29 protein-coding genes and 1 tRNA gene are annotated in these 24,762 nt (G+C 63.1%); 18 read left to right on the forward strand and 12 right to left on the reverse strand.

Translation table 11 applies throughout. The features are described 5' to 3' along the window. Positions 1–34: 34 nt before the first annotated feature. From arsH to ACGYLD_RS04030, 3 genes are read right to left on the reverse strand one after another with little or no spacing between them, the layout of a single operon-like run. The gene (arsH, locus tag ACGYLD_RS04020; RefSeq protein WP_271693589.1) at positions 35–745 is read right to left on the reverse strand and encodes an arsenical resistance protein ArsH; all 711 of its coding nucleotides are present in this window, start codon (positions 743–745) and stop codon (positions 35–37) included. 39 nt (positions 746–784) lie between these two features. Beyond that, positions 785–1,843: an ACR3 family arsenite efflux transporter gene (gene arsB, locus ACGYLD_RS04025; RefSeq protein WP_271693588.1), complete on the reverse strand. Its 1,059-nt coding sequence runs from the start codon at positions 1,841–1,843 to the stop codon at positions 785–787. Between the two features lie 27 nt (positions 1,844–1,870). Next, entirely contained in the window at positions 1,871–2,200 is a 330-nt protein-coding gene (locus ACGYLD_RS04030) for a helix-turn-helix transcriptional regulator (protein WP_271693587.1), read from the reverse strand. 122 nt (positions 2,201–2,322) lie between these two features. Between ACGYLD_RS04030 and ACGYLD_RS04035 the strand changes: the two genes are divergently transcribed. Continuing rightward, positions 2,323–2,937, forward strand: coding sequence for a hypothetical protein (locus tag ACGYLD_RS04035; RefSeq protein ID WP_271693586.1), 615 nt, complete (start codon positions 2,323–2,325; stop codon positions 2,935–2,937). Positions 2,938–2,949: 12 nt separating this feature from the next. Here the strand turns inward: ACGYLD_RS04035 and ACGYLD_RS04040 are convergent, their stop codons facing one another. Beyond that, entirely contained in the window at positions 2,950–3,522 is a 573-nt protein-coding gene (locus ACGYLD_RS04040) for a TetR/AcrR family transcriptional regulator (protein WP_271693585.1), read from the reverse strand. Between the two features lie 99 nt (positions 3,523–3,621). Here ACGYLD_RS04040 and ACGYLD_RS04045 point away from each other — a divergent pair, with 99 nt between their 5' ends. Together ACGYLD_RS04045 and ACGYLD_RS04050 are read left to right on the forward strand one after the other, a co-directional pair. Continuing rightward, complete coding sequence (locus ACGYLD_RS04045; RefSeq protein ID WP_394401291.1) at positions 3,622–4,188, forward strand: carboxymuconolactone decarboxylase family protein; 567 nt, start codon at positions 3,622–3,624, stop codon at positions 4,186–4,188. A gap of 125 nt (positions 4,189–4,313) precedes the next feature. Further along, on the forward strand, positions 4,314–4,790 hold the full coding sequence (locus ACGYLD_RS04050; RefSeq protein WP_394401294.1) for a hypothetical protein: 477 nt from the start codon (positions 4,314–4,316) through the stop codon (positions 4,788–4,790). A 47-nt stretch (positions 4,791–4,837) separates the two neighbouring features. Here the strand turns inward: ACGYLD_RS04050 and ACGYLD_RS04055 are convergent, their stop codons facing one another. After that, a complete protein-coding gene (locus ACGYLD_RS04055; RefSeq protein WP_271693582.1) occupies positions 4,838–5,383 on the reverse strand; it encodes a YaeQ family protein in 546 nt (181 codons plus the stop codon). 270 nt (positions 5,384–5,653) lie between these two features. Between ACGYLD_RS04055 and ACGYLD_RS04060 the strand changes: the two genes are divergently transcribed. Next, positions 5,654–6,598 carry a glycoside hydrolase family 113 gene (locus tag ACGYLD_RS04060; RefSeq protein ID WP_394401297.1) on the forward strand — a complete coding sequence of 315 codons (945 nt, stop codon included), beginning with the start codon at positions 5,654–5,656 and terminating at the stop codon, positions 6,596–6,598. A 67-nt stretch (positions 6,599–6,665) separates the two neighbouring features. Here the strand turns inward: ACGYLD_RS04060 and ACGYLD_RS04065 are convergent. Next, positions 6,666–6,749 (reverse strand) — tRNA-Leu (locus tag ACGYLD_RS04065). Positions 6,750–6,875: 126 nt separating this feature from the next. On the opposite strand from ACGYLD_RS04065, the gene ACGYLD_RS04070 reads away from it, so the two are divergent. The 4 genes from ACGYLD_RS04070 (at position 6,876) to ACGYLD_RS04085 (ending at position 10,038) form a co-directional block, all read left to right on the forward strand. After that, complete coding sequence (locus tag ACGYLD_RS04070) at positions 6,876–7,454, forward strand: YqaA family protein (RefSeq protein ID WP_209218107.1); 579 nt, start codon at positions 6,876–6,878, stop codon at positions 7,452–7,454. Continuing rightward, positions 7,451–7,918, forward strand: a complete 468-nt coding sequence (locus ACGYLD_RS04075; protein WP_271693516.1) for a disulfide bond formation protein B — start codon at positions 7,451–7,453, stop codon at positions 7,916–7,918. Before ACGYLD_RS04070 ends, ACGYLD_RS04075 begins: the two co-directional genes overlap by 4 nt. A gap of 132 nt (positions 7,919–8,050) precedes the next feature. Further along, entirely contained in the window at positions 8,051–8,974 is a 924-nt protein-coding gene (gene rocF / locus ACGYLD_RS04080; RefSeq protein ID WP_271693515.1) for an arginase, read from the forward strand. A 14-nt stretch (positions 8,975–8,988) separates the two neighbouring features. After that, complete coding sequence (locus ACGYLD_RS04085) at positions 8,989–10,038, forward strand: ornithine cyclodeaminase (RefSeq protein WP_271693514.1); 1,050 nt, start codon at positions 8,989–8,991, stop codon at positions 10,036–10,038. Between the two features lie 33 nt (positions 10,039–10,071). Here ACGYLD_RS04085 and ACGYLD_RS04090 read toward each other — a convergent pair whose 3' ends face one another. Then, a complete protein-coding gene (locus ACGYLD_RS04090; RefSeq protein WP_271693513.1) occupies positions 10,072–11,238 on the reverse strand; it encodes an FAD-dependent monooxygenase in 1,167 nt (388 codons plus the stop codon). Between the two features lie 59 nt (positions 11,239–11,297). Then, positions 11,298–11,720, reverse strand: a complete 423-nt coding sequence (gene dksA / locus ACGYLD_RS04095; protein WP_067262021.1) for an RNA polymerase-binding protein DksA — start codon at positions 11,718–11,720, stop codon at positions 11,298–11,300. A gap of 169 nt (positions 11,721–11,889) precedes the next feature. Here dksA and ACGYLD_RS04100 point away from each other — a divergent pair, with 169 nt between their 5' ends. From ACGYLD_RS04100 to ACGYLD_RS04125, 6 genes are all read left to right on the forward strand, one after another. Further along, the gene (locus tag ACGYLD_RS04100; RefSeq protein WP_271693512.1) at positions 11,890–12,729 is read left to right on the forward strand and encodes a MoxR family ATPase; all 840 of its coding nucleotides are present in this window, start codon (positions 11,890–11,892) and stop codon (positions 12,727–12,729) included. 223 nt (positions 12,730–12,952) lie between these two features. Further along, positions 12,953–14,323: a DUF2927 domain-containing protein gene (locus tag ACGYLD_RS04105; RefSeq protein ID WP_271693511.1), complete on the forward strand. Its 1,371-nt coding sequence runs from the start codon at positions 12,953–12,955 to the stop codon at positions 14,321–14,323. A 27-nt stretch (positions 14,324–14,350) separates the two neighbouring features. Beyond that, a complete protein-coding gene (locus tag ACGYLD_RS04110; RefSeq protein ID WP_067262001.1) occupies positions 14,351–14,521 on the forward strand; it encodes an apolipoprotein acyltransferase in 171 nt (56 codons plus the stop codon). Next, entirely contained in the window at positions 14,521–15,708 is a 1,188-nt protein-coding gene (locus ACGYLD_RS04115) for a VWA domain-containing protein (RefSeq protein WP_271693510.1), read from the forward strand. Before ACGYLD_RS04110 ends, ACGYLD_RS04115 begins: the two co-directional genes overlap by 1 nt. Before the next feature lie 71 nt (positions 15,709–15,779). Then, positions 15,780–16,211, forward strand: a complete 432-nt coding sequence (locus ACGYLD_RS04120) for an OsmC family protein (protein WP_271687561.1) — start codon at positions 15,780–15,782, stop codon at positions 16,209–16,211. A gap of 72 nt (positions 16,212–16,283) precedes the next feature. After that, positions 16,284–16,967 (forward strand): M48 family metalloprotease, encoded by a 684-nt coding sequence (locus ACGYLD_RS04125; protein ID WP_271693509.1) that lies wholly within the window; start codon positions 16,284–16,286, stop codon positions 16,965–16,967. 1 nt (position 16,968) lies between these two features. On the opposite strand, the gene ACGYLD_RS04130 is transcribed toward ACGYLD_RS04125, so the two are convergent. The 4 genes from ACGYLD_RS04130 to ACGYLD_RS04145 form a co-directional block, all read right to left on the reverse strand. After that, positions 16,969–17,520, reverse strand: a complete 552-nt coding sequence (locus ACGYLD_RS04130; protein ID WP_271693508.1) for an RSP_2648 family PIN domain-containing protein — start codon at positions 17,518–17,520, stop codon at positions 16,969–16,971. Further along, positions 17,520–18,746: an RSP_2647 family RNA methyltransferase gene (locus ACGYLD_RS04135; protein WP_271693507.1), complete on the reverse strand. Its 1,227-nt coding sequence runs from the start codon at positions 18,744–18,746 to the stop codon at positions 17,520–17,522. The genes ACGYLD_RS04130 and ACGYLD_RS04135 overlap by 1 nt, the downstream gene beginning before the upstream one ends. Positions 18,747–18,808: 62 nt before the next feature. Next, entirely contained in the window at positions 18,809–19,072 is a 264-nt protein-coding gene (locus ACGYLD_RS04140; protein ID WP_271693506.1) for a hypothetical protein, read from the reverse strand. Beyond that, complete coding sequence (locus ACGYLD_RS04145; RefSeq protein WP_271693505.1) at positions 19,069–21,870, reverse strand: glutamine-synthetase adenylyltransferase; 2,802 nt, start codon at positions 21,868–21,870, stop codon at positions 19,069–19,071. Before ACGYLD_RS04145 ends, ACGYLD_RS04140 begins: the two co-directional genes overlap by 4 nt. A 115-nt stretch (positions 21,871–21,985) precedes the next feature. On the opposite strand from ACGYLD_RS04145, the gene ACGYLD_RS04150 reads away from it, so the two are divergent. The 4 genes from ACGYLD_RS04150 (at position 21,986) to ACGYLD_RS04165 (ending at position 24,388) form a co-directional block, all read left to right on the forward strand. Continuing rightward, positions 21,986–22,459, forward strand: a complete 474-nt coding sequence (locus ACGYLD_RS04150) for a YbaK/EbsC family protein (protein WP_271693504.1) — start codon at positions 21,986–21,988, stop codon at positions 22,457–22,459. Positions 22,460–22,592: 133 nt separating this feature from the next. Next, on the forward strand, positions 22,593–23,000 hold the full coding sequence (locus ACGYLD_RS04155; protein WP_271693503.1) for a DUF2852 domain-containing protein: 408 nt from the start codon (positions 22,593–22,595) through the stop codon (positions 22,998–23,000). A 59-nt stretch (positions 23,001–23,059) separates the two neighbouring features. Then, on the forward strand, positions 23,060–23,497 hold the full coding sequence (locus tag ACGYLD_RS04160) for an RDD family protein (protein ID WP_271693502.1): 438 nt from the start codon (positions 23,060–23,062) through the stop codon (positions 23,495–23,497). A 72-nt stretch (positions 23,498–23,569) separates the two neighbouring features. Next, on the forward strand, positions 23,570–24,388 hold the full coding sequence (locus ACGYLD_RS04165; RefSeq protein WP_271693501.1) for an arginyltransferase: 819 nt from the start codon (positions 23,570–23,572) through the stop codon (positions 24,386–24,388). Positions 24,389–24,762: the final 374 nt, after the last annotated feature.

Raw genomic sequence — 24,762 nt, forward strand, 5'->3', positions numbered from 1 at the left:
GGCCAAGATTGTCCCTGCCGTTTGCATTTGGCGGTCAGATCGCCTTTTGGTTTACCCGTTTGGAAAGCTCCTCGGCGCTTTCCTTACGCTCGCTATAACGGTCGAGCAGATAATCCTTATTGTCGCGGGTCAGCAGGGTGAATTTCACCAACTCCTCCATCACATCGACCACGCGGTCATAGAAGGGCGAGGGTTTCATCCGGTCATCCTCGTCAAACTCCAAGAAAGCTTTGGGGGTCGAGGATTGGTTGGGGATGGTCAGCAGCCGCATCCAGCGGCCCAAAATGCGGAGTTGGTTCACCGCGTTGAAACTTTGCGACCCGCCGCTAACCTGCATCACGGCCAAGGTCTTGCCTTGGGTCGGGCGCACCCCGCCGAGCGACAGGGGGATCCAGTCAATCTGGGTTTTCATGATCCCCGTCATCGCGCCGTGGCGTTCGGGCGAGCACCAGACCATGCCTTCGGACCATGACACCAGATCGCGCAGTTCCTGCACCTTGGGATGCTCGGGCGCGGCATCGTCGGGCAGCGGCAGGCCCGTGGGGTTGAAAGTCCGCGTCTCGGCCCCGAGACGGGTGAGGATGCGGGCGGCGTCTTCGGTCATCAGGCGGCTGAAGGACCGCGGGCGAAGCGAGCCGTAGAGCAGCAGAATGCGCGGGCCGTGGGTGGCGCGCTGAGGCGACAGGAGGCAGCTCTCGTCGATGGAATTGAAGTGGTCTTCTTCGATGTTTGGCGTATCGGTCACGGGAATTTCCTTAGGCGGCAGAGTGTTATCGGGCGAGGTTCATTTGGCGGCGGGGAACCAATGCTGCGTGCGGTTGGCAAAGCCCACGAGGGAGAGCATGACCGGCACTTCGACCAAGACGCCTACAACGGTGGCCAAGGCAGCACCCGACCCCAACCCAAAAAGGCTGATCGCCACGGCGACGGCCAGTTCAAAGAAGTTCGACGTGCCGATCAAGGCGCAGGGGGCGGCCACGTTGAAGGGAATGCCCCACGCCCGCGCAGCACCATAGGCGATGAAGAAGATGCCGTAGGATTGCAGCAACAGCGGCACGGCGATCAGCGCGATGACGAGCGGACGGTCGAGGATCACCTCGCCCTGAAAGCCAAAGAGCAACACGACCGTCAGCAGAAGCCCCATAATGGCAAAGGGCTGCACCCGAGCCTTGAAAGCGTCGACCGCCGCCTCACCGCCCTTAGCTACCAACCGCCCGCGGGTGAGGTAGCCGGCCAGCAGCGGCAGCATGACGTAAAGGCCGACCGAGATCAGCAGCGTGTCCCAAGGCACGGTGATGTCGGTCACGCCCAAGAGGAAAGCCACGATCGGCGCGAAGGCGAAGACCATGATCACATCGTTCACGCTGACCTGCACCAGCGTATAGGTCGCGTCGCCGCGGGTGAGGTTGGACCAGACAAAGACCATGGCGGTACAGGGTGCGGCCCCCAAGAGGATCACCCCCGCCAGATAGGCCTGCGCATCATCGGGTGGGATCAGCCCGGCGAAGACATGGTTAAAGAACAGCACCCCGAGGGCGGCCATGGTGAAGGGTTTGATCAGCCAGTTGACCACCAGCGTCACCACCAGCCCTTTCGGCTTGTCCCCCACCTGCCGCAGTGCGCCGAAATCGACGCCGACCATCATCGGATAGACCATGGCCCAGATCAGCACGGCTACCGGCAGGTTGACCGAGGCGACCTCAAGCGCCGCCAACGCGCCAAAGATGCCGGGAAAGAGATTGCCCAGCAAAAGCCCCGCCCCGATGGCCAGCGCCACCCAGAGCGAGAGCCAGCGTTCAAAAGCACCAAGGCCAGCGGTTACGGGATCGGCGGTATCGGTCATGGCGGTCTTTCGTTTGTATCTATGGGGTTAGCAGCAGGTCAACTCATCCAGCAGCGGTTGGCACAGTTCAGGCTGGCCGCCGCAGCAGTCTTCCAAGAGAAAGCCCAGCAGCGCGCGCAGCCCGTTCATATCGGCGAAATATCGGATGCTGCGCCCTTCGCGCTTGCTGCGGATCAGCCCTGCGCGGGCCAGCACCGAGAGGTTGGCCGACATCGTGTTTTGCCGCACATCAAGCGCGGTGCCGATCTCGCCCGCCGACATGCCTTTACCGCCCGCTTTGATCAGCAGGCGAAAGACATCCAGCCGGGTCGACTGACCCAAGGCGGCGAAGGCTTGGAGGGCGTTTTCATTATCCATATATCGCGAATTATTGATATAATACCGCCCGGTCAACCCCGCCCCGCCAATCTCTGTGCAACGAAGCGCCGCCCTGCGCGTTAATCTCGCGACTCCCGCAGGCTTGGTAAGGAAGAGACAGAATGCTCGATTGGATCGCAGAGAATTCCGGCACGTTACAAGTGGCGGTCAGTCTTTTTACGGCGGTGGTCTGGCTGGCCTATCTGCATATCCTATGGCTCAACTTCCGGCGGCAGCGGCAGCCGGTGATCCTGATCAACCGCTCGATCGCGCGGGATGAGAATGCCCATTGCTTCGTGACGAATATGGGAGCCGAGCCGATTTACCTGCTCGAAGTCATGGCGCGGGTCGTGACGGAGGAGAAAACCTATCACGTCAAGGTCACCGAACGCGAAGAGGTGGCGTTGAACGATGTGGAGAACCCCCTGACCCGCACCAATCAGGGGCCGATCAAAAGCGGTGATTTCATCGACATCGGCAGTTTTCTCGACCTGCTCCGCCGCGCCGAGACGCGGATCGGGACCGAGGGGCTGTTCGACAAAGTCCGGCAGATGGACCTCACCGTTGCTGCAGCGGATGGCCATACCACCAAGCTGATCGCCGCGCGGCATGAGTTCCGGGCGGAATGGAAAGACGGCAAACCCTATTTCGTACCGGAGCGGATTATGGCGCATCAGATCCGCAATATCTTTCAACGCCGCAAGATCACGGCCATGCTGGAAGAGCAGATCGAATAGCGCGGCCTCAGGCTACAACCGCTCCAGACCTTCGGCGATTTCACGGGCAATGGCATGGGCGTCGATCCCCTCCCGCTCGGCCGAGACGCGCAGGCCCAAAAGATCGCTCTGATAGCGCCGGGCCAGCGCCTTTGGATCATGCGCGGCGCCGATTTCCCCGTCTCGCTGCATCTGCGCGAAAAGCGCTGCGAATTGCTCTTCCATCCCCATAAGATGCGCGCTGGCCCGTTTCGCCAACGGGTGGCCATGAGCCTGTAGCTCCAACAAGGTTTTGGAGAGCATGCAGGCTTTGGCCGGAGCTTCCTCGCGGCAGATCGCCAATTCGGGATAGCGTTTCAGCGCCGCCATCGGACCATGTTCCGCGACCAATTCGGCCAAGCGCCCGGCCCCATCCTCGGCATATTTGTCCAAAGCGATTTCAAACAGCGACTCTTTTGACCCGAAGGCCGCGTAGAAACTGCCGGGCTTCATCTTCAGCACCGCTTCGAGGTCTTTCAGCGACGTGCCCGCCCAGCCCTGACGCCAGAACAGATCGCGGGCGCGGTCGATCAACTCGGCTCGGTCGTGGTTCGGTTTGCGGGGCATGTGATCACCATATGTTGAACGATCACTCAAATATATACTTGAGTGATCGTTCAAGAAAGCCTAAATGACGGATATCAACGATTTACAAAGGTAGACATCATGACTTTCCCGTCCCACGACCAAGACACCGCGCCCGAAGCCTCCAAGCCGCTGCTGGAAGAATCGCAAAAGGCCTTTGGCCGCCTGCCGGGTCTGCACAAGGTGCTGGCCGAAAGCCCGCAGGCCTATGAAGGCTATCAGGTGCTGCACAAGCTCTTCACCGAAACCGAGTTCGACGCCGAAGAGCTGACCGTTGTTTGGCAGTCGATCAACGTCGAGAACGAGTGCCATTACTGCGTGCCCGCCCACACCGGCATCGCCAAGATGATGAAGGTCTCGGACGAGATCAGCGACGCGCTGCGCAATGAAACGGCCCTGCCGACGCCCAAACTCGAAGCGCTGCGGACCTTCACCGTGCAGATGGTGCGCAACCGCGGCTTCGTTTCCGACGCGCAGATGCAGGCGTTTTTCGACGCAGGCTATGGCCACCGCGCGGTGCTGGACGTGATCCTCGGCATGGCGCAGAAAACCATCTCCAACTACGTCAACCACGTTGCCGAAACCCCGGTGGATGAGGTTTTCCAGCCGCTGGCATGGAAGCGCGGCGACAAGAAGCTCGACGTATAATTTGAAAGGCGCGCCCAGAGGGGCGCGCCTTTTTTCGCCTTCGCGCGGACGTAGCGCGCCCATTCTCCCTTCCATGGCCGACAGATATCTGCCCCATCGCCTGATTGGCTGCGGGTGGTCCAAATGTGCTGTCCTTCTTCAAGAGAACCGCCACCATGCCCCTCACTCAGACCCTTCGCACCCTCGCACTGGCAGGGCTTGCCGGTGAAATCGCCTTTGAGCTTTATGCTTGGCTGTTGTCCCCTCTCCTTTTTGGCGTCGCACTCGCCCCGGCGAACCTTGTCGTAGCAATTGCTAAGCTTATCGGGGTTACCCTGCCCTATTGGCTTGGGTTTGTGCTGCATATCGCCATTGGCATCGCAGCCTTTTCAGCCACGGTCTGGCTCGCGCATCGCTTGACGCGGCTGGGGCTAGTGCTGTCAGGGGCGCTGTCGGGTCTTGTGCTTTGGTTTGTCGCACAGGGGCTTCTGGCACCACTGATCGGGCGTAGCTTTATGATGGGATTTGGGGCTTACACGCAGTCATCCTTTGTCGGACATGTCGGGATGGCCATGGTGATCGGCTATGTCATCGCGGCCCTGCAACGCAAACAAACGGCGTAAATCGAGCGCGGCAGGTGAATTGCTCCCTGCCGCGCCCGCGGTATGAATCAGGCGGCGCTTTTCCATCGATTAAGCGTTAGTGTGACCAGCGCCTCTTCCAGATTGACCGTCACCTCGCCGTCTTGGATCATCACCTGAAGCTTCATCGCCCGGCTGGCCAGTTCCGCCAGCGCCTTGGTGTCACCCTCGGCCAGGTTCACCACGTCCAGATTGTCAAAACGGGTTGTGCTGTTCTTGACCTTATCCCACCAGACCTCCGCCGTTTTGCCGCCGTAGGGGTAGACCACGACCTTGGCCGCCTTGTTGCAGGACTGGCGCAGGACCTTCTCACTCGGCAAGCCGAGCGTGATCCAAACGTCCAACTCGCCGCTCAGACTCTTCTGCCAGATGTCCGGCTCATCATCCGTAGAGAGGCCCTTGGTCATCTCCAGATGCTCATGGGCGTTAAGGGCAAAGGCCACCAGCCGCACCATCAGGCGCTCATCGGTTTCCGAAGGGTGTTTGGCGATGGTCAGCTTATGGGTCTCGTAATAATGACGGTCCATGTCCGAGACCGAAAGCTCGACTTTGTAGATGGTGGCATTCTGCGCCATAATATGTCTCGATTTCCAAGGTAGGCGCTGCCTACGCGCTTGGGCCGACCGGGGAAAGGGAATTGTCACTGGGCTCTGCGCGGGTCCGGCAGATGAAAGCCCGCCAACTTTGCGCGAAATTGGCGTTATTCAGCCCGCGGCAGCGCCCAAAAGGCTGCCCATCTTCGCCATCATGCCGTTGTGCGACAGGGAAAGTCGCCCTACCCTAGCCCCATGATCGACCGTCGCACGCTTCTCTGGGCCCTCGGCTCTACCGCTTTGACTGCGACAGTGGCGTTTTCGCGAGAGGCGGGTGGCGCCCTACGCGGGTTCAACCTGATCGAGACGCCGAACGCCCCCTTCGGCAGCCCCGCCGCCGCCCAAAGCATCGCGCGGCTGCGAGACACGGGCGCGACGGCGGCGACGGTGATCCCCTTCCTATGGCAGCCTTCGCCCAGTTCCAGCGCCATCGTCATGGGGGATGCGCTGCCCCATGACAGGATCGCCGCCGGGATCGCGCAGCTGCACGCCGCGGGGCTCGCGGCCATCGTCAAACCCCATGTCTGGGTGCCCGAAAGCTGGGCCGGCGCGATTGCCCCCGAGCCGGACAGCGCAGACGCATGGCACGCCGCCTATGCAGAGGTTTTACGCGCCATCGCGGACGCGGCAGAGCGTAACGGCGCCGACGTGCTTGTCCTCGGCACCGAATTGCGCGGCGTATCGGGGGCGGCGCGTTGGGGCGAGACCATCGCCGAGATACGCGCGCTTTTCAGCGGAAAACTCACCTATGTCGCCCATGGCGCCGATGAGGCCGAGAAGATCACCTTCTGGCCCGAACTGGATGCCGTAGCGGTATCCCTCTACCCCGTTCTAGGCGCCCCGGACGCGCCGACCGATTGGGACCGCGCCATTACCGCAGAATTGGACCGTGTCGCCGCCGTGGCGCGAAAACACGCAAAACCCATCTGGATCGCGGAAATCGGCCTCCGCTCCGCCGAAGGCGCGACCGCGCGCCCATGGGAAAGCGCCGAAGAACGCGCCGCCCCCGCCGATACGGCGCTTCAGGCGGAGGTGCTGGGTCGCTGGCTCCGCGCCCTCAAGGCCCGCGGGATTCAAGACGTCTGGATCTGGCGTTGGTTCACCGACCCCGAAGGCGGCGGCGCAGGGGACACTGATTTTACGGTGCAGAATAAGGTGGCGCAGGAGGTGATCGCAGGGTTTTGGCGCGAAGGATGAACGGGCTTAAGAGGCGCAAAGCACCGGGATCATTCATACGACTATGCGGAAAACCTTTTGGAAAAGGTGGTACCCAAGGCCGGACTCGAACCGGCACGCCTCGCGGCGGGGGATTTTGAATCCCCTGCGTCTACCATTCCGCCACTTGGGCACGTAGGGCGATGTAGCCTGCAAAAGCGGCAGGAGCAAGTGGATTTTCACCCGCGCTGCGCGCCCAGTTGCTTGACCTTGGACGCGCGACATGGTGAGGCATTCAAAACAGCCGGAGCCCCCGATAATGATCCGCCGCCTTTATGACTGGACCCTGGGCCTGGCCCAACACCGCCATGCCCTTTGGGCGCTTGCCGTTGTCGCTTTTGTCGAAAGCTCCTTTTTTCCGATCCCCCCTGACATCCTGATGATCCCGATGATCATCGCGCGGCCAAATCGCGCTTGGCTGATCGCCGGGGTGGCGCTGCTCGCGTCGGTCTTGGGCGGGCTTTTGGGCTATGCCATCGGCGCGCTGGCCTTTGAGAACCTCGGCCAGCCGATCCTTGCAAGTCTGGGCAAGACCGATGCGATGGCGGAATTCTCGACCCGGTTCAATGACATGGGCTTTTGGGCGGTGCTGGTCGCCGGGGTCACCCCCTTCCCTTACAAGGTCATCACCATCATGTCGGGCTGGACGGGTATGCCGCTTGGCACCTTTATCATGACCTCGATTCTCGCCCGCGGGCTGCGGTTCTTTGTCGTCGCGGGGCTGCTGTGGCGCTTTGGCGCACCGATCCGAGACTTCATTGAACGGCGCTTGGGTTTGATGTTCACATTGGCCGTCGCCCTGCTGATCGGCGGCTTCATGGTGGTGAAGGTTCTATGACGGGTAAGACATTGACTTTGCTGGCGATGCTCGGTTCGGCCGCGCTGTTGCTGGGGGCCTTCGGGTTTCAGCATCTGGGCGGCTACGCGCCCTGTCAGATGTGCCTTTGGCAGCGCTGGCCCCATGCGGCGGCGGTGCTGATCGGGGCAATCGTACTGCTTGGCGGGCCGCGCGTGCTGGCTTGGCTCGGCGCCTTGGCGGCGGCGGTGACCGCGTTGATTGGCGTCTTTCATGCCGGTGTGGAATGGGGCTGGTGGCCCGGGCCAAGTTCCTGCACCGGCGGCGGCATGGATCTGGGAAGCCTCGATGGCGGGTCGCTGCTGTCGACCGAAGGCCCCAGCGGCTTGGTGATGTGCGATGAGATCGTCTGGCAGTTTCTGGGCCTGTCGATGGCCGGGTGGAACGCGATTTTCTCTTTCATCTTGGTCGGCCTTTGGGTCGCCGCCGCGCGGAAGACGGCCTGAAAGACGAGAGCCTGACAAACTGGACAGACGACCTTACAGTTTGCCAAAAACACCCCCGAAACGGACAGTTTGACGGCTTGTCGTTCGACAGATACGCGGATTATCTGAGATCAAACATCTCAGGAGTCCCCCATGTCGAACCAACAGAACTGTATTTTGCTGGGCGTTCCGCTGGACAGCGGCAAGCGCCGTCGCGGCTGCCTGATGGGGCCGGACGCCTACCGCACCGCGGGGCTGGAGCGGGCGCTGCGCGACCTTGGCCATAGCGTGACCGACCGCGGCAACGTGGCCCCTGCCCCCTTCCACGCCAAGGAGCACGACAAACTGCATGCGCTGGAAGAGACCATCGCCTGGACCGAGAGCCTCGCCGCCGCCGCCGATGCGGCGATGGACGACGGGCTGCCGATCTTCATGGGTGGCGACCACGCGCTGGCGCTTGGCACCGTGCTGGGCGCGATGCGCCACGCCGAGAAGGCGGGCCGCCCGCTCTTCGTGCTCTGGCTCGATGCGCATACGGATTTCCACACGCCCCAGACCAGCGACAGCGGCAATCTGCATGGCACGCCTTTGGGCTATGTCACCGGGCGCGAGGGCTTTGACGGCTTCCCCGTGATCGACAGCCCCCTGCCCCATGACAATATCGCCATGATCGGGCTGCGCTCCGTCGATGCCGCCGAACGTGGCGCCTTGCAGGAAACCACCGTTACTTACGTCGACATGCGCGAGATCGACGAGAGCGGCATTGCCAAGCCGCTGCAACGCTTCCTCGACAAGGTCGCGGCGGCGGGCGGGATGCTGCATGTCTCGCTCGACGTTGATTTCCTCGATCCTTCCGTCGCGCCCGCCGTGGGCACCACCGTGCCGGGCGGCGCCACCGTGCGCGAGGGGCATCTGGTGATGGAGATGCTTTCGGACAGCGGTCTGATGACCTCGCTCGATCTGGTGGAGCTGAACCCCTTCCTCGATGAACGCGGGCGCACCGCGCAGCTGATGGTCGACCTCACCGCCTCGGCCTTTGGCCGCCGCGTCTTTGACCGCCCCACACGCGCATATTGATTGGAGACCCCAAGATGACCAACCTCAAACCCTCCGACAAGGCGCTGGTGCCTTTTGTTTCCGTCGACCAGATGATGAAGCTGATCCACCATGTCGGCGTCGAAGAGATGCTGCGCGGCCTGGCCGACTACATCGAAGCCGATTTCAAACGTTGGGAGCTTTTCGACAAGACACCCCGCGTGGCGAGCCATTCCGAGAAGGGCGTGATCGAATTGATGCCGACCTCGGACGGCGATGTCTACGGTTTCAAATACGTCAACGGCCACCCCGACAATACCAAGACCGGCTTCCAGACCGTGACCGCCTTTGGCCTTTTGGCCAATGTGGCCAACGGCTATCCGGTGCTACTGACCGAGATGACGATCCTCACCGCCCTGCGCACGGCGGCGACTTCGGCGGTGGTGGCGCGGCTGCTGGCGCCCAAGGGCAGCCGGGTCATGGCGATGATCGGCAACGGCGCGCAGTCCGAGTTCCAGAGCCTCGCCATGAAGGCGATCTGCGGCGTGGACGAGGTGCGGCTCTACGACATCGACCGCGCGGCGACCGCGAAATGCGCGCGCAATCTGGCGGGCTCGGGGCTGAAGGTCGTGGAATGCGACAGTGCCGAGGAGGCGATCATGGGCGCGCAGATCATCACGACCTGCACCGCGGACAAGCAATATGCCACGATCCTGACCGACAATATGGTCGGCTCCGGCGTGCATATCAACGCGATCGGCGGCGACTGTCCGGGCAAGACGGAACTCGCGCCCGCCATCCTGCACCGCTCGGACATCTTCGTCGAATTCCCCGAGCAAACACGGATCGAGGGCGAGATTCAGCAGTTGGAACCTGATCACGCGGTCACCGAGATCTGGCAGGTGCTGTCCGGTCAGGCCGAGGGCCGCCGCGATGCGCAACAGATCACCCTGTTCGACTCCGTGGGCTTCGCGATCGAAGATTTCTCGGCCCTGCGCTATGTCCGCGACCAGATTGCTGAGACCGGGCTGTTCCAACCGCTCGACCTGCTGGCCGACCCGGATGATCCGCGCGACCTGTTTGGCATGCTGCAACGCGCGGGTTGAGTGTTTGGGGCCGCCGTTCTTCCGCGGCGGCCTCTACCCTTTCGTCACGTCATGGGCATAGAGCCAATCGAAGGCCCGCAGCATCGCGCCGGGCGCCAGCGTTGAGGCGATGCGCAGCCCGGTATGGGCCGCAAAGCGTATCGGACCTGAGCGCAGGTGATAGCGGGTGGCGTTGCCTTCGGAGGTTTTCACGATGCGCCGCGCCCGGTCGATGCGCGCGGCCTGATAGGCGGTGAGCGCCGCGTCGCGCGGATGGCGGGTCAGGCAATCGGCCAAGACCCATGCATCCTCCAACGCCATATTGGCGCCCTGCGCCAGAAAGGGCAGTGTCGGATGGGCCGCGTCGCCCAAAAGCGCGACGCCCTCTGCCTGCCAATTGGCGGCAACGGGGTGATGGTGCAGCCCCCAGAGGGTGACCTCCTCTACCGCCTCCAACATCTGCGCGGCCTCACCGCCGAAACCGGCAAAGGCGCGGCGCAGGTTGGCAGGATCGTCGCTGTGGTGCCAGCCTTCGGCGGCCCAATCGTCACGCTCTTCCACGGCGACGAGGTTGACCATGCGCCCCTCGCGCAGCGGATAGCTGACCAGATGTTTCCCCGGCCCCATGGTGACCCGCGCCTCGGGCGGATGATTGACCACGTTGGGAATAAGCGCCCGCCACGCGACCTGCCCCGAGAAACGGGCCTGATCCGCCCCGTTCAACTGCACCCGCCCGACCGAGTGGATGCCATCGGCGGCCACCACCAGTTCCGCCCGCCGCCGCCCGCCGCGGGCCATCTGCACCTGTGGCAGCGCGCCGGGATGGATGGAGGCGACCTGCGCATCGGTCTCAAAGCTGACGTTGGCGCGCTGCGCGGCCTCGCGCAGCAGATCGACCAAATCGGCACGGTGGAGGAAATAATAACGCTGATCCTCCGGCAGGCGGGTCAGGTCCAGCCGGGCCACTTGGCCGCCTTTGGCATAATCGCAAAGCCGTACCGCCTGCCCGCGCACCGCACCGCGCGCCGCCAACCCGCGCTCAAGCCCCAGCCCGCGCAGCACGGCAAGGCCATTGGGGCTGATCTGCAACCCGGCACCGATCTCGGAAAAGCGCGCGGCCTGTTCGAGCAGGGTCACGGCCACGCCACGCCGCGCCAGCGCTGTGGCCAGCGCCAGCCCGCCGATCCCGCCGCCCACGACAATCGCATTGGAAGGTTTCATTCGCGCCCCAACCACAAACGCCGAAGCATTTGCCCCGGCGTGTGGTGTTTCAGGTAATGTCAGTCGTCGCGGTGGACTTTCTCGCGCCGCTCGTGACGCTCTTGCGCCTCAAGGGTCATAGTGGCGATGGGCCGCGCGTCCAGCCGTTTGAGCGAGATCGGATCGCCGGTGACCATGCAGTAACCGAACTCTCCCTCGTCGATCCGCCGCAGCGCCGCGTCGATTTTGCCGACCAGTTTACGCGCCCGATCCCGGGTGCGCAGTTCCAAGGCGCGGTCGGTCTCTTCCGAGGCGCGGTCGGTCACATCCGGGATGTTCCGGGTGCCGTCTTGCAGTGTTTCGATGGTGTCGCGGCTGCCTGCCAAAAGTTCCGCTTTCCAGTTGATCAGCTTGCGCCGAAAGTACTCAAGCTGACGGTCATTCATGAATGGCTCGTCCTCGGCCGGACGATAGTCGTCCGGCAGGAAGATTTCCTGCTTCATTTGTTTTTCCCCGGCGTTTTTCAACTCAGACATTAAAAAGGCCTGTCTCCCGACATCGTCCCCTGCCGCAGCGTCTATCTGAGCGGGTAACAATTGTCACTACACAATCCCTTTGATTTTTGGTTAAAGGCCAAGGATCAAGCGCCCGTCACACGAGGTTGAAAACAAGATGAAATTCCAAGGCACCAAAGACTACGTCGCCACCGAGGACCTGAAAATTGCCGTAAATGCGGCGGTGACGCTGGAGCGGCCATTGCTGGTGAAGGGCGAGCCCGGCACCGGCAAGACCGAGTTGGCGCGGCAGGTCAGCGACGCTTTGGGCCTGCGGATGATCGAATGGAACATCAAATCGACCACCCGCGCACAGCAGGGCCTGTACGAGTATGACGCCGTGAACCGTCTGCGCGACAGCCAGTTGGGCGACGAGCGCGTGCATGACGTGAAGAACTACATCCGCAAGGGCAAGCTTTGGCAGGCATTCGAGGCGGACGAGAAGGTCGTGCTCTTGATCGACGAGATCGACAAGGCCGATATCGAGTTTCCCAACGACCTGTTGCAGGAACTCGATAAGATGGAATTCTTCGTCTATGAGACGGGCGAGACGATCCGCGCGCGTCAGCGCCCCATCGTCATCATCACCTCGAACAACGAAAAGGAACTGCCCGACGCCTTCCTGCGCCGCTGTTTCTTCCACTACATCCAATTCCCCGACATGGAGACGCTGAAACAGATCGTCGAAGTGCACCATCCGGGCATCAAGCAACAGCTTCTGACCACCGCGCTGACGCAGTTCTACGAGATCCGCGAACAGCAGGGGCTGAAAAAGAAACCCTCGACCTCCGAAGTGCTGGACTGGCTGAAGCTTTTGCTGGCCGAGGATATGGACGCCGAAGATCTTGCCAAGGACGGCCCCAACGCCCTGCCCAAGCTGCACGGCGCGCTGCTGAAGAACGAACAAGACGTGCATCTGTTCGAGCGGCTGGCCTTCATGGCGCGTCGCCAGCGGTAGGGCGGCAACACAAATGCGACTTTACGTCAAAAGCGGGTATTTTCCTCGCTTTTGATTTTTCGCCTGCCTAGGCTGAGGTCAATCACGGGCGCAAAGACCCGGGTTCAAACGACCGATGGGGCAGGCAGATGCAAGGACAATCAACAACCGCGCCACGCGCATATTGGGATAGACCAGCCCACGCAGGGAAGCAGAGAGGCCCCCGCGCATGAGGCCCCGGCGCATGAGGCGCAGCGTGAAGGCGCGGCTGATCCTGCCGCTGATGCTGCTGCTGAACGCCTGCGTGCCCGCCTCGCATTCCGAGGTGGCAACCCGTGCGGTCATCGCCGACAGCACCCTGCCCCCGATGAAGCAGTTCACCCAAGCCCGCCCCGCTCAGCCGCATGTGTCGAATGCCGCGCTGGCGGAGGATTTCCTCGACCTGTCCTTCCGGATGGAAAGTGGCCGCGCCCTGCCCGTTCTGACCCGTTTCGAGGGGCCGATCACCCTGCGCGTTCTGGGCCAACCGCCTGCCACACTGGGGCCGGACCTTGCGCGTCTGCTGGCCCGTCTGCGCCGCGAGGCCGGGATCGAACTGCGTGAGGTCACGGGCGGAGAGGCCAGCATCACCATTCAAGCGGTGCAGCGCGCCCAAATCCGGCGGCTCTTGCCGCAGGCGGCCTGTTTCGTGGTGCCAAACGTCAGCACGCTTGAGGAATACCGCCGCGCACGCCGCTCGCCCGCCACCGATTGGACCCGCCTGACCGAGCGGCGCAAGCTAGCGATCTTCCTGCCCAATGATGTGAGCCCGCAAGAAAGCCGCGACTGCCTGCATGAGGAACTGGCCCAAGCGCTTGGGCCCCTGAACGACCTCTACCGCCTGCCGGATTCGGTCTTTAACGACGACAATGTGCATACGGTGCTGACCGGTTTCGACATGCTGGTACTGCGCATCTATTATGACCCCGCGCTGCGCTCGGGCATGAGCCGCGAAGAGGTCGCCGCCCGTCTGCCGGGCATTCTGGCGCGGGTGAACCCCGCAGGCGGCACCGTCGCCCCCCGCCCCGCCCGCGCCACGCCGCAGGTCTGGAGCCGTGCGATCCAGACCGCGCTTGGCCGCGACGTGGGCCGCAACGCCCGGTTGAAGGCCGCCCGTGACGCGCTGCGCATTGCCGAGACGCAGGGCTGGCAGGACAACCGCCACGCCTTTTCGCATTACGCCATGGGCCGCGTCACGCAAATGACCGACCCGGCCGCGGCACAAGCGCATTATCATACCGCTGACGCCCTCTATGCCCGCACCCCCGGCACCACGCTGCACCGCGCCTATGTTGCCACCCAGCGGGCGGGCTATGCGGTGACCATCGGCGACGGCGCGGGCGCGCTGGCCCTGATCGAGCCGCATCTGCCCGTGGCAAAAGCCAGCGAAAACGCCGCCCTTCTGGCCACGCTCATGCTGCTTAGGGCCGAAGCGCTTGAGATCGAAGGCCGCGGCATTGAGGCGCGCCGCGTCAGGCTGGACAGCATCGGCTGGGCGCGATACGGCTTTGGCCCTGACTGGGCCGTGCGGGCCAAGCTGCGCGAGATCGCAAGCCTGAACCCGCGCAATGGATAGGCCCGCGAAACAAACGGGCAATAGGTTATGATAGCACTCGGATTGGCATTGATCGGCGCGATTATCGGCGGGCTGACCGCGCGCAAACGCGGCGGCAACCGCAAGGACATCGCGCAATATGCCGCGGGCTATGGCATGGCCTTTCTCATCGTCGGCATGATCGCCACGGTTCTGCTGGACCGCGCATTGAGCGTCTGATGTTTCTGCCCTTCTTCGATCAGCTGCGCCGCCACAATGTCCCGGTCTCCTTGCGGGAGTTTCTGGCCTTTCTCGAAGGTATGAACGCGGGGCTTGCGACCTATGACGTGGAGGCGTTTTACTATCTCGCCCGCGTGTCGATGGTCAAAGATGAGCGCAACATCGACAAGTTCGACCGCGCCTTCGCCGCCGCCTTCAAAGGGTTGGAGAAGATCAGCCTCGACGATGTGCTCGACGCCGTGGACCTGCCCGAAGACTGGCTGCGCAAGATGGCCGAAAAGCACCTCACGCCCGAGGAAAAGGCCGAGATCGAAGCCATGGGCGGTTTCGACAAGCTGATGGAGACGCTGAAAAAGCGGCTTGAGGAACAGAAAGGCCGGCATCAGGGCGGCTCCAAATGGGTCGGCACGGCGGGCACATCGCCCTTCGGCGCCTATGGCTACAACCCCGAAGGCGTGCGCATTGGCCAAAAGGAAAGCCGCCACCAACGCGCGGTCAAGGTCTGGGACAAGCGCGAGTTTCGCAACCTCGACGACAATGTCGAGATCGGCACACGCAACATCAAACTGGCGCTGAAACGCCTGCGCCGTTGGGCGCGCGATGGCGCGGCGGAAGAGTTTGACCTGAACGGCACGATCCGCGCCACGGCGGAACACGGCTATCTCGACGTCAAGACCCGGCCCGAGCGGCGCAATGCGGTGAAAGTGCTGCTGTTTCTCGACATCGGAGGCTCGATGGACCCGCATGTAAAGGTGGTCGAAGAACTCTTCAGCGCCGCGAAGGGCGAGTTCAAACATCTCGAACATTTCTACTTCCACAACTGCCTCTACGAAGGCGTGTGGCGCGACAACCGCCGCCGCTGGGACGCGCAGATCCCCACCCATGAGGTGCTGCGCAGCTATGGGTCTGACTACAAATGCATTTTCGTGGGCGATGCCTCTATGTCACCCTATGAGATCGCCTATCCGGGCGGCGCGAATGAACATTGGAACGCCGAGGCCGGAGCCACATGGCTGGCGCGTGCGCGCGACCAATGGCCAAACCACCTGTGGATCAACCCCGTCCCCGAACGGCAGTGGGGCTACACCCAATCCATCGCGATGATCCAAGAGATTTTCGGCCCCGAGGCCATGGTGCCCATGACGCTCGAAGGGTTGAGCCGGGGCATCAAGACCATGACGCGCTAACCCCTTCCTTGACAGCCTGCCGCGCCGCGCCACCTCAGGGGACGAAGGCAAGCAATGTGGAAGGAAATAGAATGTCCCCGATCATCAAATCCGGCAGCGCGAAATGGGAAGGCTCGCTTAAAGAGGGCAATGGCCATGTCTCGACCGAAAGCGGCGTGCTGTCCGACCAGCCCTATGGCTTCAACACCCGTTTCGAGGGCAAGCAAGGCACCAACCCCGAAGAGTTGATCGGTGCGGCCCATGCCTCTTGCTTTTCCATGGCCCTGTCGATGATCCTTGGCCAAAGCGACCTGACGCCTGACAGCATCGAGACCAAGGCCGAGGTGCATCTCGAAGAGAAAGACGGCGGCTTTCATGTGCCGAAAGTGCATCTGACGGTCGAGGCCAGCATCCCCGGCGCGTCGCAGGAAGATTTCGATGAGGCGGCCAAAACCGCCAAGGAGAACTGCCCGATCTCCAAACTGCTGACGGCTGAGATCACGATGGACGCGAAACTCGTCTGATCGCCAAGAATACGACCGGGGCGCAGGCCATGGCCGCTTGCCCCCGGTCCCCCCGCTCCCCATATTGGGCGCATGATCCGCGTTATCCCCATCCTCCTCGCCATCCTCTATGCGCTGGCGATGTACCGTTTTTCGGCTTGGCGCACGGCGCGGGAGTTGGATGCGAAATCGACGCCGCTGGTCGATCCGAAGTTGAACGAGATCAGCAACCGCATGGCCCGCGCGCTCGACCTGCCGCGCATCAAGGTGCATCTCTATGAGATCGAACCCGTCAACGGGCTAGCGGCCCCCGATGGGCGGATTTTCATTACCCGCGGCTTCTATAACAAATTCCGCCAAGGTGCTGTAACGGCTGAAGAATTGGCAAGCGTCATCGCCCATGAATTGGGCCATGTCGCGCTTGGCCATTCGCGTCGCCGGATGATTGATTTCTCGGGCCAGAACGCCCTGCGCACTGCCCTTGCGATGGTGCTGGGGCGGCTCATTCCCGGCATCGGCGTCTGGATCGCCAGCGGGCTGACCAGCCTGCTTGCCGCGCGGCTGTCGCGTAACGATGAATATGAGGCCGACGCCTATGCCGCCGCGCTGCTCACCAAAGCCGGGATCGGCATTGGCCCGCAAATCTCCCTGTTTGAAAAGCTCGACGCGCTCAGCCAATCCGGCGGCAACCGTCCGCCTGCGTGGTTGCTGAGCCATCCAAAGACGGAAGAGCGGATCGACAAGCTGCGCCAGATGCAGTTGCGGTGGGACGGCTGATCTAGCCCAAAGCCTTTGCCAGCCGGGGCAGCCGCGCCTTTTTCAACAGCGCGCGCATTTCCCATGGCGCCCCCGAAAGCCGCCGCGCCTCTTGCAGAACGGCTTCGGCCACGGGGGCGACCATCTCCGGCGTCGCCTGCCAGATGCCGTGTAGGTAGCTGTCGGGATCGGCCCGGCTCAGCCCCTCTTCGGCGAGGATTTGGCGCGGGAAGTCCTTGGCGTTCAGCGTCAGGATCATATCGGCGCTGCTGGCCACGGCGACGGCCAACACATGGATGTCATTCTCATCCGGCAGCCAAAGCCGCGCTTGCAGACCGGGGGAAGCCTCGCGTTCGGCCCCGGGCCAGTTGCCGCGCAGCAGCGCGATCTCGGCCCGTGCCTGCGCTTCGCCCTCGGGGCCAAGCTTGACCGCCGCTCGGGCCCATTCCTCTAAGATACGCGCCGACCAAATCGGCTCGAACGCGCCCCCTGCGGCCACGCCGAGCACCATTTCGCGCATCACCGTGGGGTAAAGCACGCAGGTGTCGATCAGCACGCGGGGGCGCGCTTTCATCACAGGCGGAAGAACAGCGATTTGAGGTAGCCGCTTTCCGCAAGCTGGGGCAGTTGCGGGTGGTCCGCCCCGGCGAAACCGGTGTGCAGCAGCATGGCGCGGCGTCCGGCCCGACCGATGCCGCGGACGGAGGCGGTGCGGAATTGGTTCAGATCAGCGGCATGGGAGCAAGAGCAGAGCCCCAGAATGCCATTCTCTGCCACCAGCTGCGCAGAGAGCCGCGCGACGCGTTCATAGGCACGAAGCCCTGCGTCGACCGCTTGGCGCGAGGGGGCAAAGGCGGGCGGGTCGCAGATCACCACGTCGAAAGTCTCGCCCTCGTCCCGCAGGGCGGTGAGCACATCGAAAGCATCGCCTTGGCGGGTGGCGAAACGGTCTTGCATGTTCATCGCGGCGGCCCCGGCCTCGGCCAGTTCCAGCGCGGGGGCGGAACCGTCGACGGCGAACGCAGAGGACGCGCCATTCGCAAGTGCTGCGAGGGAGAAGCCGCCAACGTGGGAGAAGACATCCAACACCCGCGCGCCATTCCGCGCGAGGTTGGCGGCAAAGGCGTGGTTGGGTCGTTGGTCATAGAACAGACCGGTTTTCTGCCCGCCGGTAAGGTCGGCCATATAAGTCGCGCCATTCATCGGCACGGGCAGCGGGCCTTCGGGCGTATCGCCCGCAAGCGTGGCCGAGGCATCGTCGAGCCCTTCAAGCTTGCGGGTCCGGCCAGAGGCGTTTTTCAGCACATTGGTCACACCGGTCACCGATTGCAGCGCGGCGACGAGCGGCTCAAGCAGCGCATCGGCCCAAGCGGCGTTGGGCTGGATCACGCAGGTATCGCCAAAACGGTCGATAATGACACCCGGCAGGCCGTCGGCTTCGGCGTGGATCAGGCGGTAATAGGGCTGATCGTAGAGTTGGCTGCGCAGGGCTAGTGCACGATTGAGGCGGGCCTCGAACCATGCTTGATCAACCTGCACCTCGGCATCTTGGTCGATCATCCGGGCGATGATCTTGGAATTCGGATTGACCGCGACCAGCCCCATGGGCTTGCGCTCGGCATCCTCCAACAGCGCCAGCGTGCCGGGGGCAAGGCCCCGCGTGCGGCGGTCGGTGACCAATTCATTGGCATAGACCCAAGGAAAGCCGTGGCGGATGGCGCGGGCGTTGGCCTTGGGCAATAGGCGCACCACGGGACGTGTGGCAGGCTGCGGGGCGGAGGGGGTTTGGGGCGTTGTCATAGCGCCCCTCGTACTGCGTTCGCGCGGCTGGGGAAAGAGGTTTCGCAAGCCCCGATCGGCGGTCAGTTGCGCGCCCTGCCCCGCCAGCCGCCCCGACGGCGCGGGGTGGTCAGCGTCGTCTGCCCCTCGCGCAGCACTTGGGTCATCGGGTGATCTGCGGCGGCGCGGTGCCGTTCCAGCAATCGGCTGATGGCGGCGGCGCTGTCGTGTCCGTCGGGCAGGCTCAGGGCCCAATCAAGGAAGATGCTGCGGCATTCGGCGGGGCCGATCCCCTCCATCCGGTAGGATTCGCGGATCAGGCCCTTTGGGTCATCGGGATCGCTCATGCTTCCTCCTGCCCCGCCGCTGGCAGCGCTGCGTCGATGATCTCGGCAGCCGTCGCGTAATCCTCCTGCATCTTGCGCTCCAACGCCGAGAGGTCGTCACATTCCAGCACCCGGCAGAGGAAACTCGCCCCCGCCTGCCCCATGGCCCCAGCGTCGATAGGATTGGCCGAGAGCAGCCGCGCGGCGCAGTTCAGGGTCCAAGCGTCGGTATAGGCCGAAGAAAGCGCGACCTCTCCTTCGGCATCGATCACGCCTTCACTTTGCGCAGCTGCAAGCCCCGCGTCGATCTCACGCGCGCCGGTGCCCCCGATGAGCGCGCCGGCTTGTGCGAAGAGTTCGATGTCTTGCAAACGGCCCGCGCCGGTCTTGGCGTCGAGCGGCCCGCTGGGGCTTCGGGCGGCGGCAATGCGGCGGCGCATCTTGGCGACCTCGCTCAGCACCTTGTCGCGCGGGGCGGCACGGCCAAGGATATCTTTGCAGAGCGCTTCGACATCACGGCCCAGATCCTCGGCCCCCGCGATCACCCGCGCGCGGGTGAGGGCCAGATGCTCCCACACCCACGCCTGCTCTTTCTGATAGCTTTCAAAACTGGCGAGACTGGTCGCCACCGGTCCCTGATTTCCCGAAGGGCGCAGGCGCATGTCGATGTCATAAAGCTTGCCTTGGGCCATCGGCGCGGTCATCGCGGTGATCATCGCTTGGGTCAGCCGCGCGTAATAGCTGCGTGTGGCAAGCGGTTTGGGGCCATCGGAACTGTCCACCCCATCGGCATCATAGATCACCAGCATATCAAGGTCAGAGGTCGGCGTGAGCCGCCCGGCCCCGAGCGATCCCATGCCGAGGATCACCGCCCCGCGTCCCGGGGGCGGGCCATGGCGTGTTGCGAATTGATCGACGACCACAGGCCAAAGCGCTTGCAAGACGGCCTGAGCCAGTTCGGCATATTGCCGTCCGGCTGTGGCCGCGTCGATCAACCCGCGTAGCAGATGCACGCCGATCCGAAAATGCCATTCGCGCGCCCAACGGCGGGTGCCATCAAGGCGCAACTCATAATCCGCCTCCGCCGCGAGATGTTCCTGCAACATCTCCGTCAGCTTGGCCTGCCCCGGCCAGTCCGAGAAGAAATCCCCGCCGATCACCGCATCGAAGACGCCGGAGTTGCGCGACAGATGCGTGGCCAGTGCGGGCGAGGTGGCGACGATATCCACCAAGAGATCGCCCAGTTGCGGATTGGCCCGCAAAAGCGAGAAGAGCTGCACCCCGGCAGGCAATCCCGCGAGAAAACCGTCAAAGGCCAAAAGCCCCTCATCCGGCTTGGCCGATTGCGCCAGACGGTCCAGCAGAAGCGGTTTGAGCCGCCCGAAGATATCCGCACCCCGCTCCGAGCGCAGCGCGGGGTAGCTGGGCCAACGGTCCAGCACCGAAGTGTCGAATTGATGCGCAGGGCGCGCGGCTTCCGGCTCTTCCCTCGTGGCGGCGAAAAAGCTTTCGATCAGGTCGTGCACAGCTTGAAGTCGCGCATGAAGATCAGCCTGCAAGTCTTTGACATCCATATCCATCATGGCGGCCAGCCGGTCGAAATCGGCATCATTGCGCGGCAGCGTGTGGGTCTGGGCGTCTTGCACCATCTGCAACCGGTGTTCGACCGTGCGGTGCGCGCGGTAGTGATCGCCAAGCGTCGCGGCCACCTCCTCGGGCACCCAGCCCTTGTCGGCCAGCACGCGCAATCCCGCCAGCGTGCCACGGGGCCGCAGCTCCGCATCGCGGCCCCCGGCGATGAGCTGCCGGGTCTGGGTGAAAAACTCGATCTCGCGGATGCCGCCCCGGCCCAGTTTCATGTCATGGCCCGGCAGGGTGATTGGGCCGCCCAAGCCCTTGTGCTCACGGATCGCCAGCCGCATGTCATGCGCGTCTTGGATCGCGGCGAAATCCAAGTGGCGGCGCCAGACGAAAGGGCGCAGGGATTGCAAAAACGCCTCGCCTGCCGCGATGTCGCCCACTGCGGGGCGGGCCTTGATATAGGCCGCGCGCTCCCATGTGCGGCCAAGGCTTTCGTAGTAGCGCTCCGCCGCCTCCATCGCGATGCAGACGGGGGTGACCGCCGGGTCGGGGCGCAGACGCAGGTCCGTGCGGAAGACATAGCCTTGGGCGGTGTTCTCGCTCAGCGTGGCAGACATGGCGCGCGTGGCTTTGACGAAGACGCTGCGGGCGGCGTGGAAATCATCAGGCGCAAAACGGCTTTCGTCGAAAAGGCAGATGAGGTCGATGTCGGAGGAATAGTTCAGCTCCCCCGCGCCCATCTTGCCCATGGCAAAGACGACCATGCCGGCGCAATCGGAAAAATCGTCCATCGTCATGCCCGGCAGCTTGCCGCGTTTGATCTGTGCCGCGAGCCCCACGCGCAGGGCCGCGCCGCAGGCGGCATCGGCATATTCCGTCAGCGCCCCGGTCACCTCTTCCAGCGACCATGCCCCACCCAGATCGGCCAGCGCGGTCAGCAGCGCCATACGCCGCTTGCCCTGCCGCAGCCCATCGGCAAGCCGGTCGGGGGCCAGTTCCGCCGCTGCCGCGCAATTCTCGGCCAGAGCGGCTTCGGGGTTTGCCACCGCCGCGCTCAGCCAGCCCGCCTCTTTCTCCAGAAGCGCCATCAGATAGGGCGCGGTAGAGGCCGCAGCCGAGATCATTTCGCGCAACTCTGGCGCAAGATCGGGCATTAGCGCCGCCGCATCCTGCGCGCGTTCGCGGTGATAGACACGGGGGGAACGGGTGATCCGGGCGGCGAGAGATGGGTCTGTCATGGGGCCAGCTTTGCGGGCTGATCCAAGCGGCGTCAATGGGGGTTGCGGCAGGGCACTGGCTTGCTACGACTTTGGCGCGCGCCCTGAGGGGGCGCGATGCGAAAAGGGGCAGGAAATGAGCAAGAGTTTGAAACGGGTCCGCGCCACGCTGGAGGCCGCGAGGGTGACGCCGGAAATCCGCGAGACGGCTTTGGCGCGGACGGCGGTGGATGCGGCCACGGCGCTTGATTGCGCGGTTGACCAGATCGCGAAATCAATCGTTCTGCGCGGCGAAGACAGCGGGGCGGCGCTGCTCTTCATCACCGCGGGCGCACAGCAGGTCGATCTGGAGCGTGCCGCGGCATTGGCCGGGGAGCCTTTGGGCAAGGCCGATGCCGCGCTGATCCGGGCGCAGACCGGCTTTGCCATCGGCGGCGTCGCGCCTTTGGGGCATATCACGCCGCCGCGCGCTTGGTTTGACCGCAATCTGCTGCAATTCCCGCTGGTCTGGGCCGCTGCGGGCACGCCCCATCACGTTTTCTGTCTTGAACCCCAGAAGATGGCGCAGCTTTCCGGTGCGCAAGTCGCTGATTTCACTGTCGCTTCCTAAATAATGTAAAAAACATTCACATAGCCCCTTGCGAAACGGGTTCGGCGTTCCGATCTATTCAATGTGAAAGACATTCACATTATCCGAAACGCCCGGGCCGGCGACAGGCCCGTCACGACCGAAAGGCTCAACAATGACGACAGTGACCACCGACCCGACCTATTCCCCCCGCAGCAGCTGGCTGGCCCGGACCGAAGCCTGGATGGACGCGCGTGGCAAAGGCGCATGGATCGCCGCCATGGTGCTCGGCTTCATCTTCTTCTGGCCCCTCGGCCTCGCCCTTCTTGCCTATATGACTTGGAGCAAACGCATGTTCTCTTCGAAATCCTGCAGCCGCAAATCCAGCCGCGCGATGATGTCGCGCAGCACCGGCAACCGCGCCTTCGACGCCTATAAGGCCGACACCCTGCGCCGTTTGGAGGAAGAGCAGGACAACTTCGAAGCCTTCCTTGAGCGTCTGCGCGAAGCCAAGGACAAGGCCGAGTTCGACCAGTTCATGGACGAGCGTGCCAAGCGGGACGAAACGGCTACAAACGCCTGATCGCACCCCGACCCCCGCCTCCCGGCATCCGGCCCGGGGGGCCTTTCGCAGGACAAGACATGACCCAGACCCCAGACCCCGACCTACACCCGCAATTCTATGACGGCATCGCTGGCAAGCGGCTGCTGGCTTGGGTCATCGATGTGACCCTTGTCCTGCTCTTTTGCGTGCTGATCCTGCCCTTCACGGCCTTTACGGGGCTGTTCTTTTTCCCCTTTCTGACGCTGGTGGTGGGCTTTGCCTACCGGGTGGCCACGCTGAGCGGCGGCTCGGCCACATGGGGGATGCGCCTGATGGCGATGGAGCTGCGCGACCACCGCGACCGACCCTTCGATTTCATGACCGCGCTTTTGCATACCATCGGCTATTCGCTGTCGATGACGGTCACGATCATTCAGGTCGTCTCGGCCGTGTTGATCTGCACCACCGCCCGCCGTCAGAGCCTCACGGACATGGCGCTTGGCACCGTGCCGGTGAACCGGCGGCTCAGCCGCTAGGGCATCACGCAAATTTGCCCTTGGCGGCGCGGGGGGTGGTTGATAGCATCCCCCGATAAATGCTGGAAGCCCATGCGACATACACTGCCTTTGACACCGCAATTCTATGTCACAGCGCCGCAACCCTGCCCCTATCTGGAGGGCCGGATGGAGCGCAAGCTGTTCACCGCCCTTCAGGGCGATAATGCCGCACGCCTGAATGACAGCCTGTCAAGCCAAGGCTTCCGCCGCTCGCAAAACGTCCTGTACCGCCCGTCCTGCGCCGATTGCGCCGCTTGTCTTTCCGCGCGGATTGACGTGGCCGCCTTTCGCCCCAGCAAAAGTCAGCGCCGCATCCTGAAGCGCAACGCAGGGCTTGAGCGCCGCGCGACATCGCCTTGGGCCACGGAAGAGCAATATGACCTTTTCCGCAGCTACCTCGACAGTCGCCATGCGGATGGGGGCATGGCGGATATGGATGTGTTCGAATTCGCTGCCATGATTGAGGAAACGCCGATCCGCAGCCGGGTGATCGAGTATACCGACCCCGAGGCCGACAATGCCCTCGTCGGTGTCTGCCTGACCGATGTGCTGAGCGACGGGGTGAGCATGGTCTATTCCTTCTACACCCCCGACCGGCCCCGCAACGGACTGGGCAATTACATTATCCTCGACCATATCGAAATCGCCCGCGCGGCGGGGCTGCCTTATGTCTATCTTGGCTATTGGGTGCCCGGCAGCCAGAAGATGGGATATAAGGCCAAATTCTCAGGGCTTGAGGTCTATATGGGGGGCCAGTGGCAAAAGATGCGTGATCCTGAGGGTTTCGTGCCCGACCGGCATCCGCTCAGCAACGATCCCATCGCCGAACAGGTGGCCAATATCACCCTGCCGGATGTCAGCCCGCGCTGAGGAAGCCTATTGATTTTGGCACTATTACCGGGCGGCCCCTTGGGCTGCCCGTTTTGTTTTGTGTGATACCGCGCCGGAAATGCAGGAAAGTACGCTATGCCGATCAAATCTTTCCGAAAATAACGCATATAAGGCGTGCTGCGAAATAAACCTACAAATAATCCCGCCGGACGCACAAGATTTTCGCCATTTCGCTGTTGACGCCCCTCTTTCCCCCTCCTAATCTCACGCCACGCTTAGAGGACCCTTAAGATGACCGACCTAGTCATTATTGTAAGACACACGCGCATGGGCCGGTAACGGTAGACCATAATCCTTCCCATGCGCCCCCGTCAGACCGGGGGTTTTTTTATGCCAATCGCAATAACCTGCCT

The sequence above is a fragment of the Sulfitobacter sp. 1A12056 genome (assembly GCF_043558125.1).
Lineage (GTDB): Bacteria > Pseudomonadota > Alphaproteobacteria > Rhodobacterales > Rhodobacteraceae > Sulfitobacter > Sulfitobacter faviae.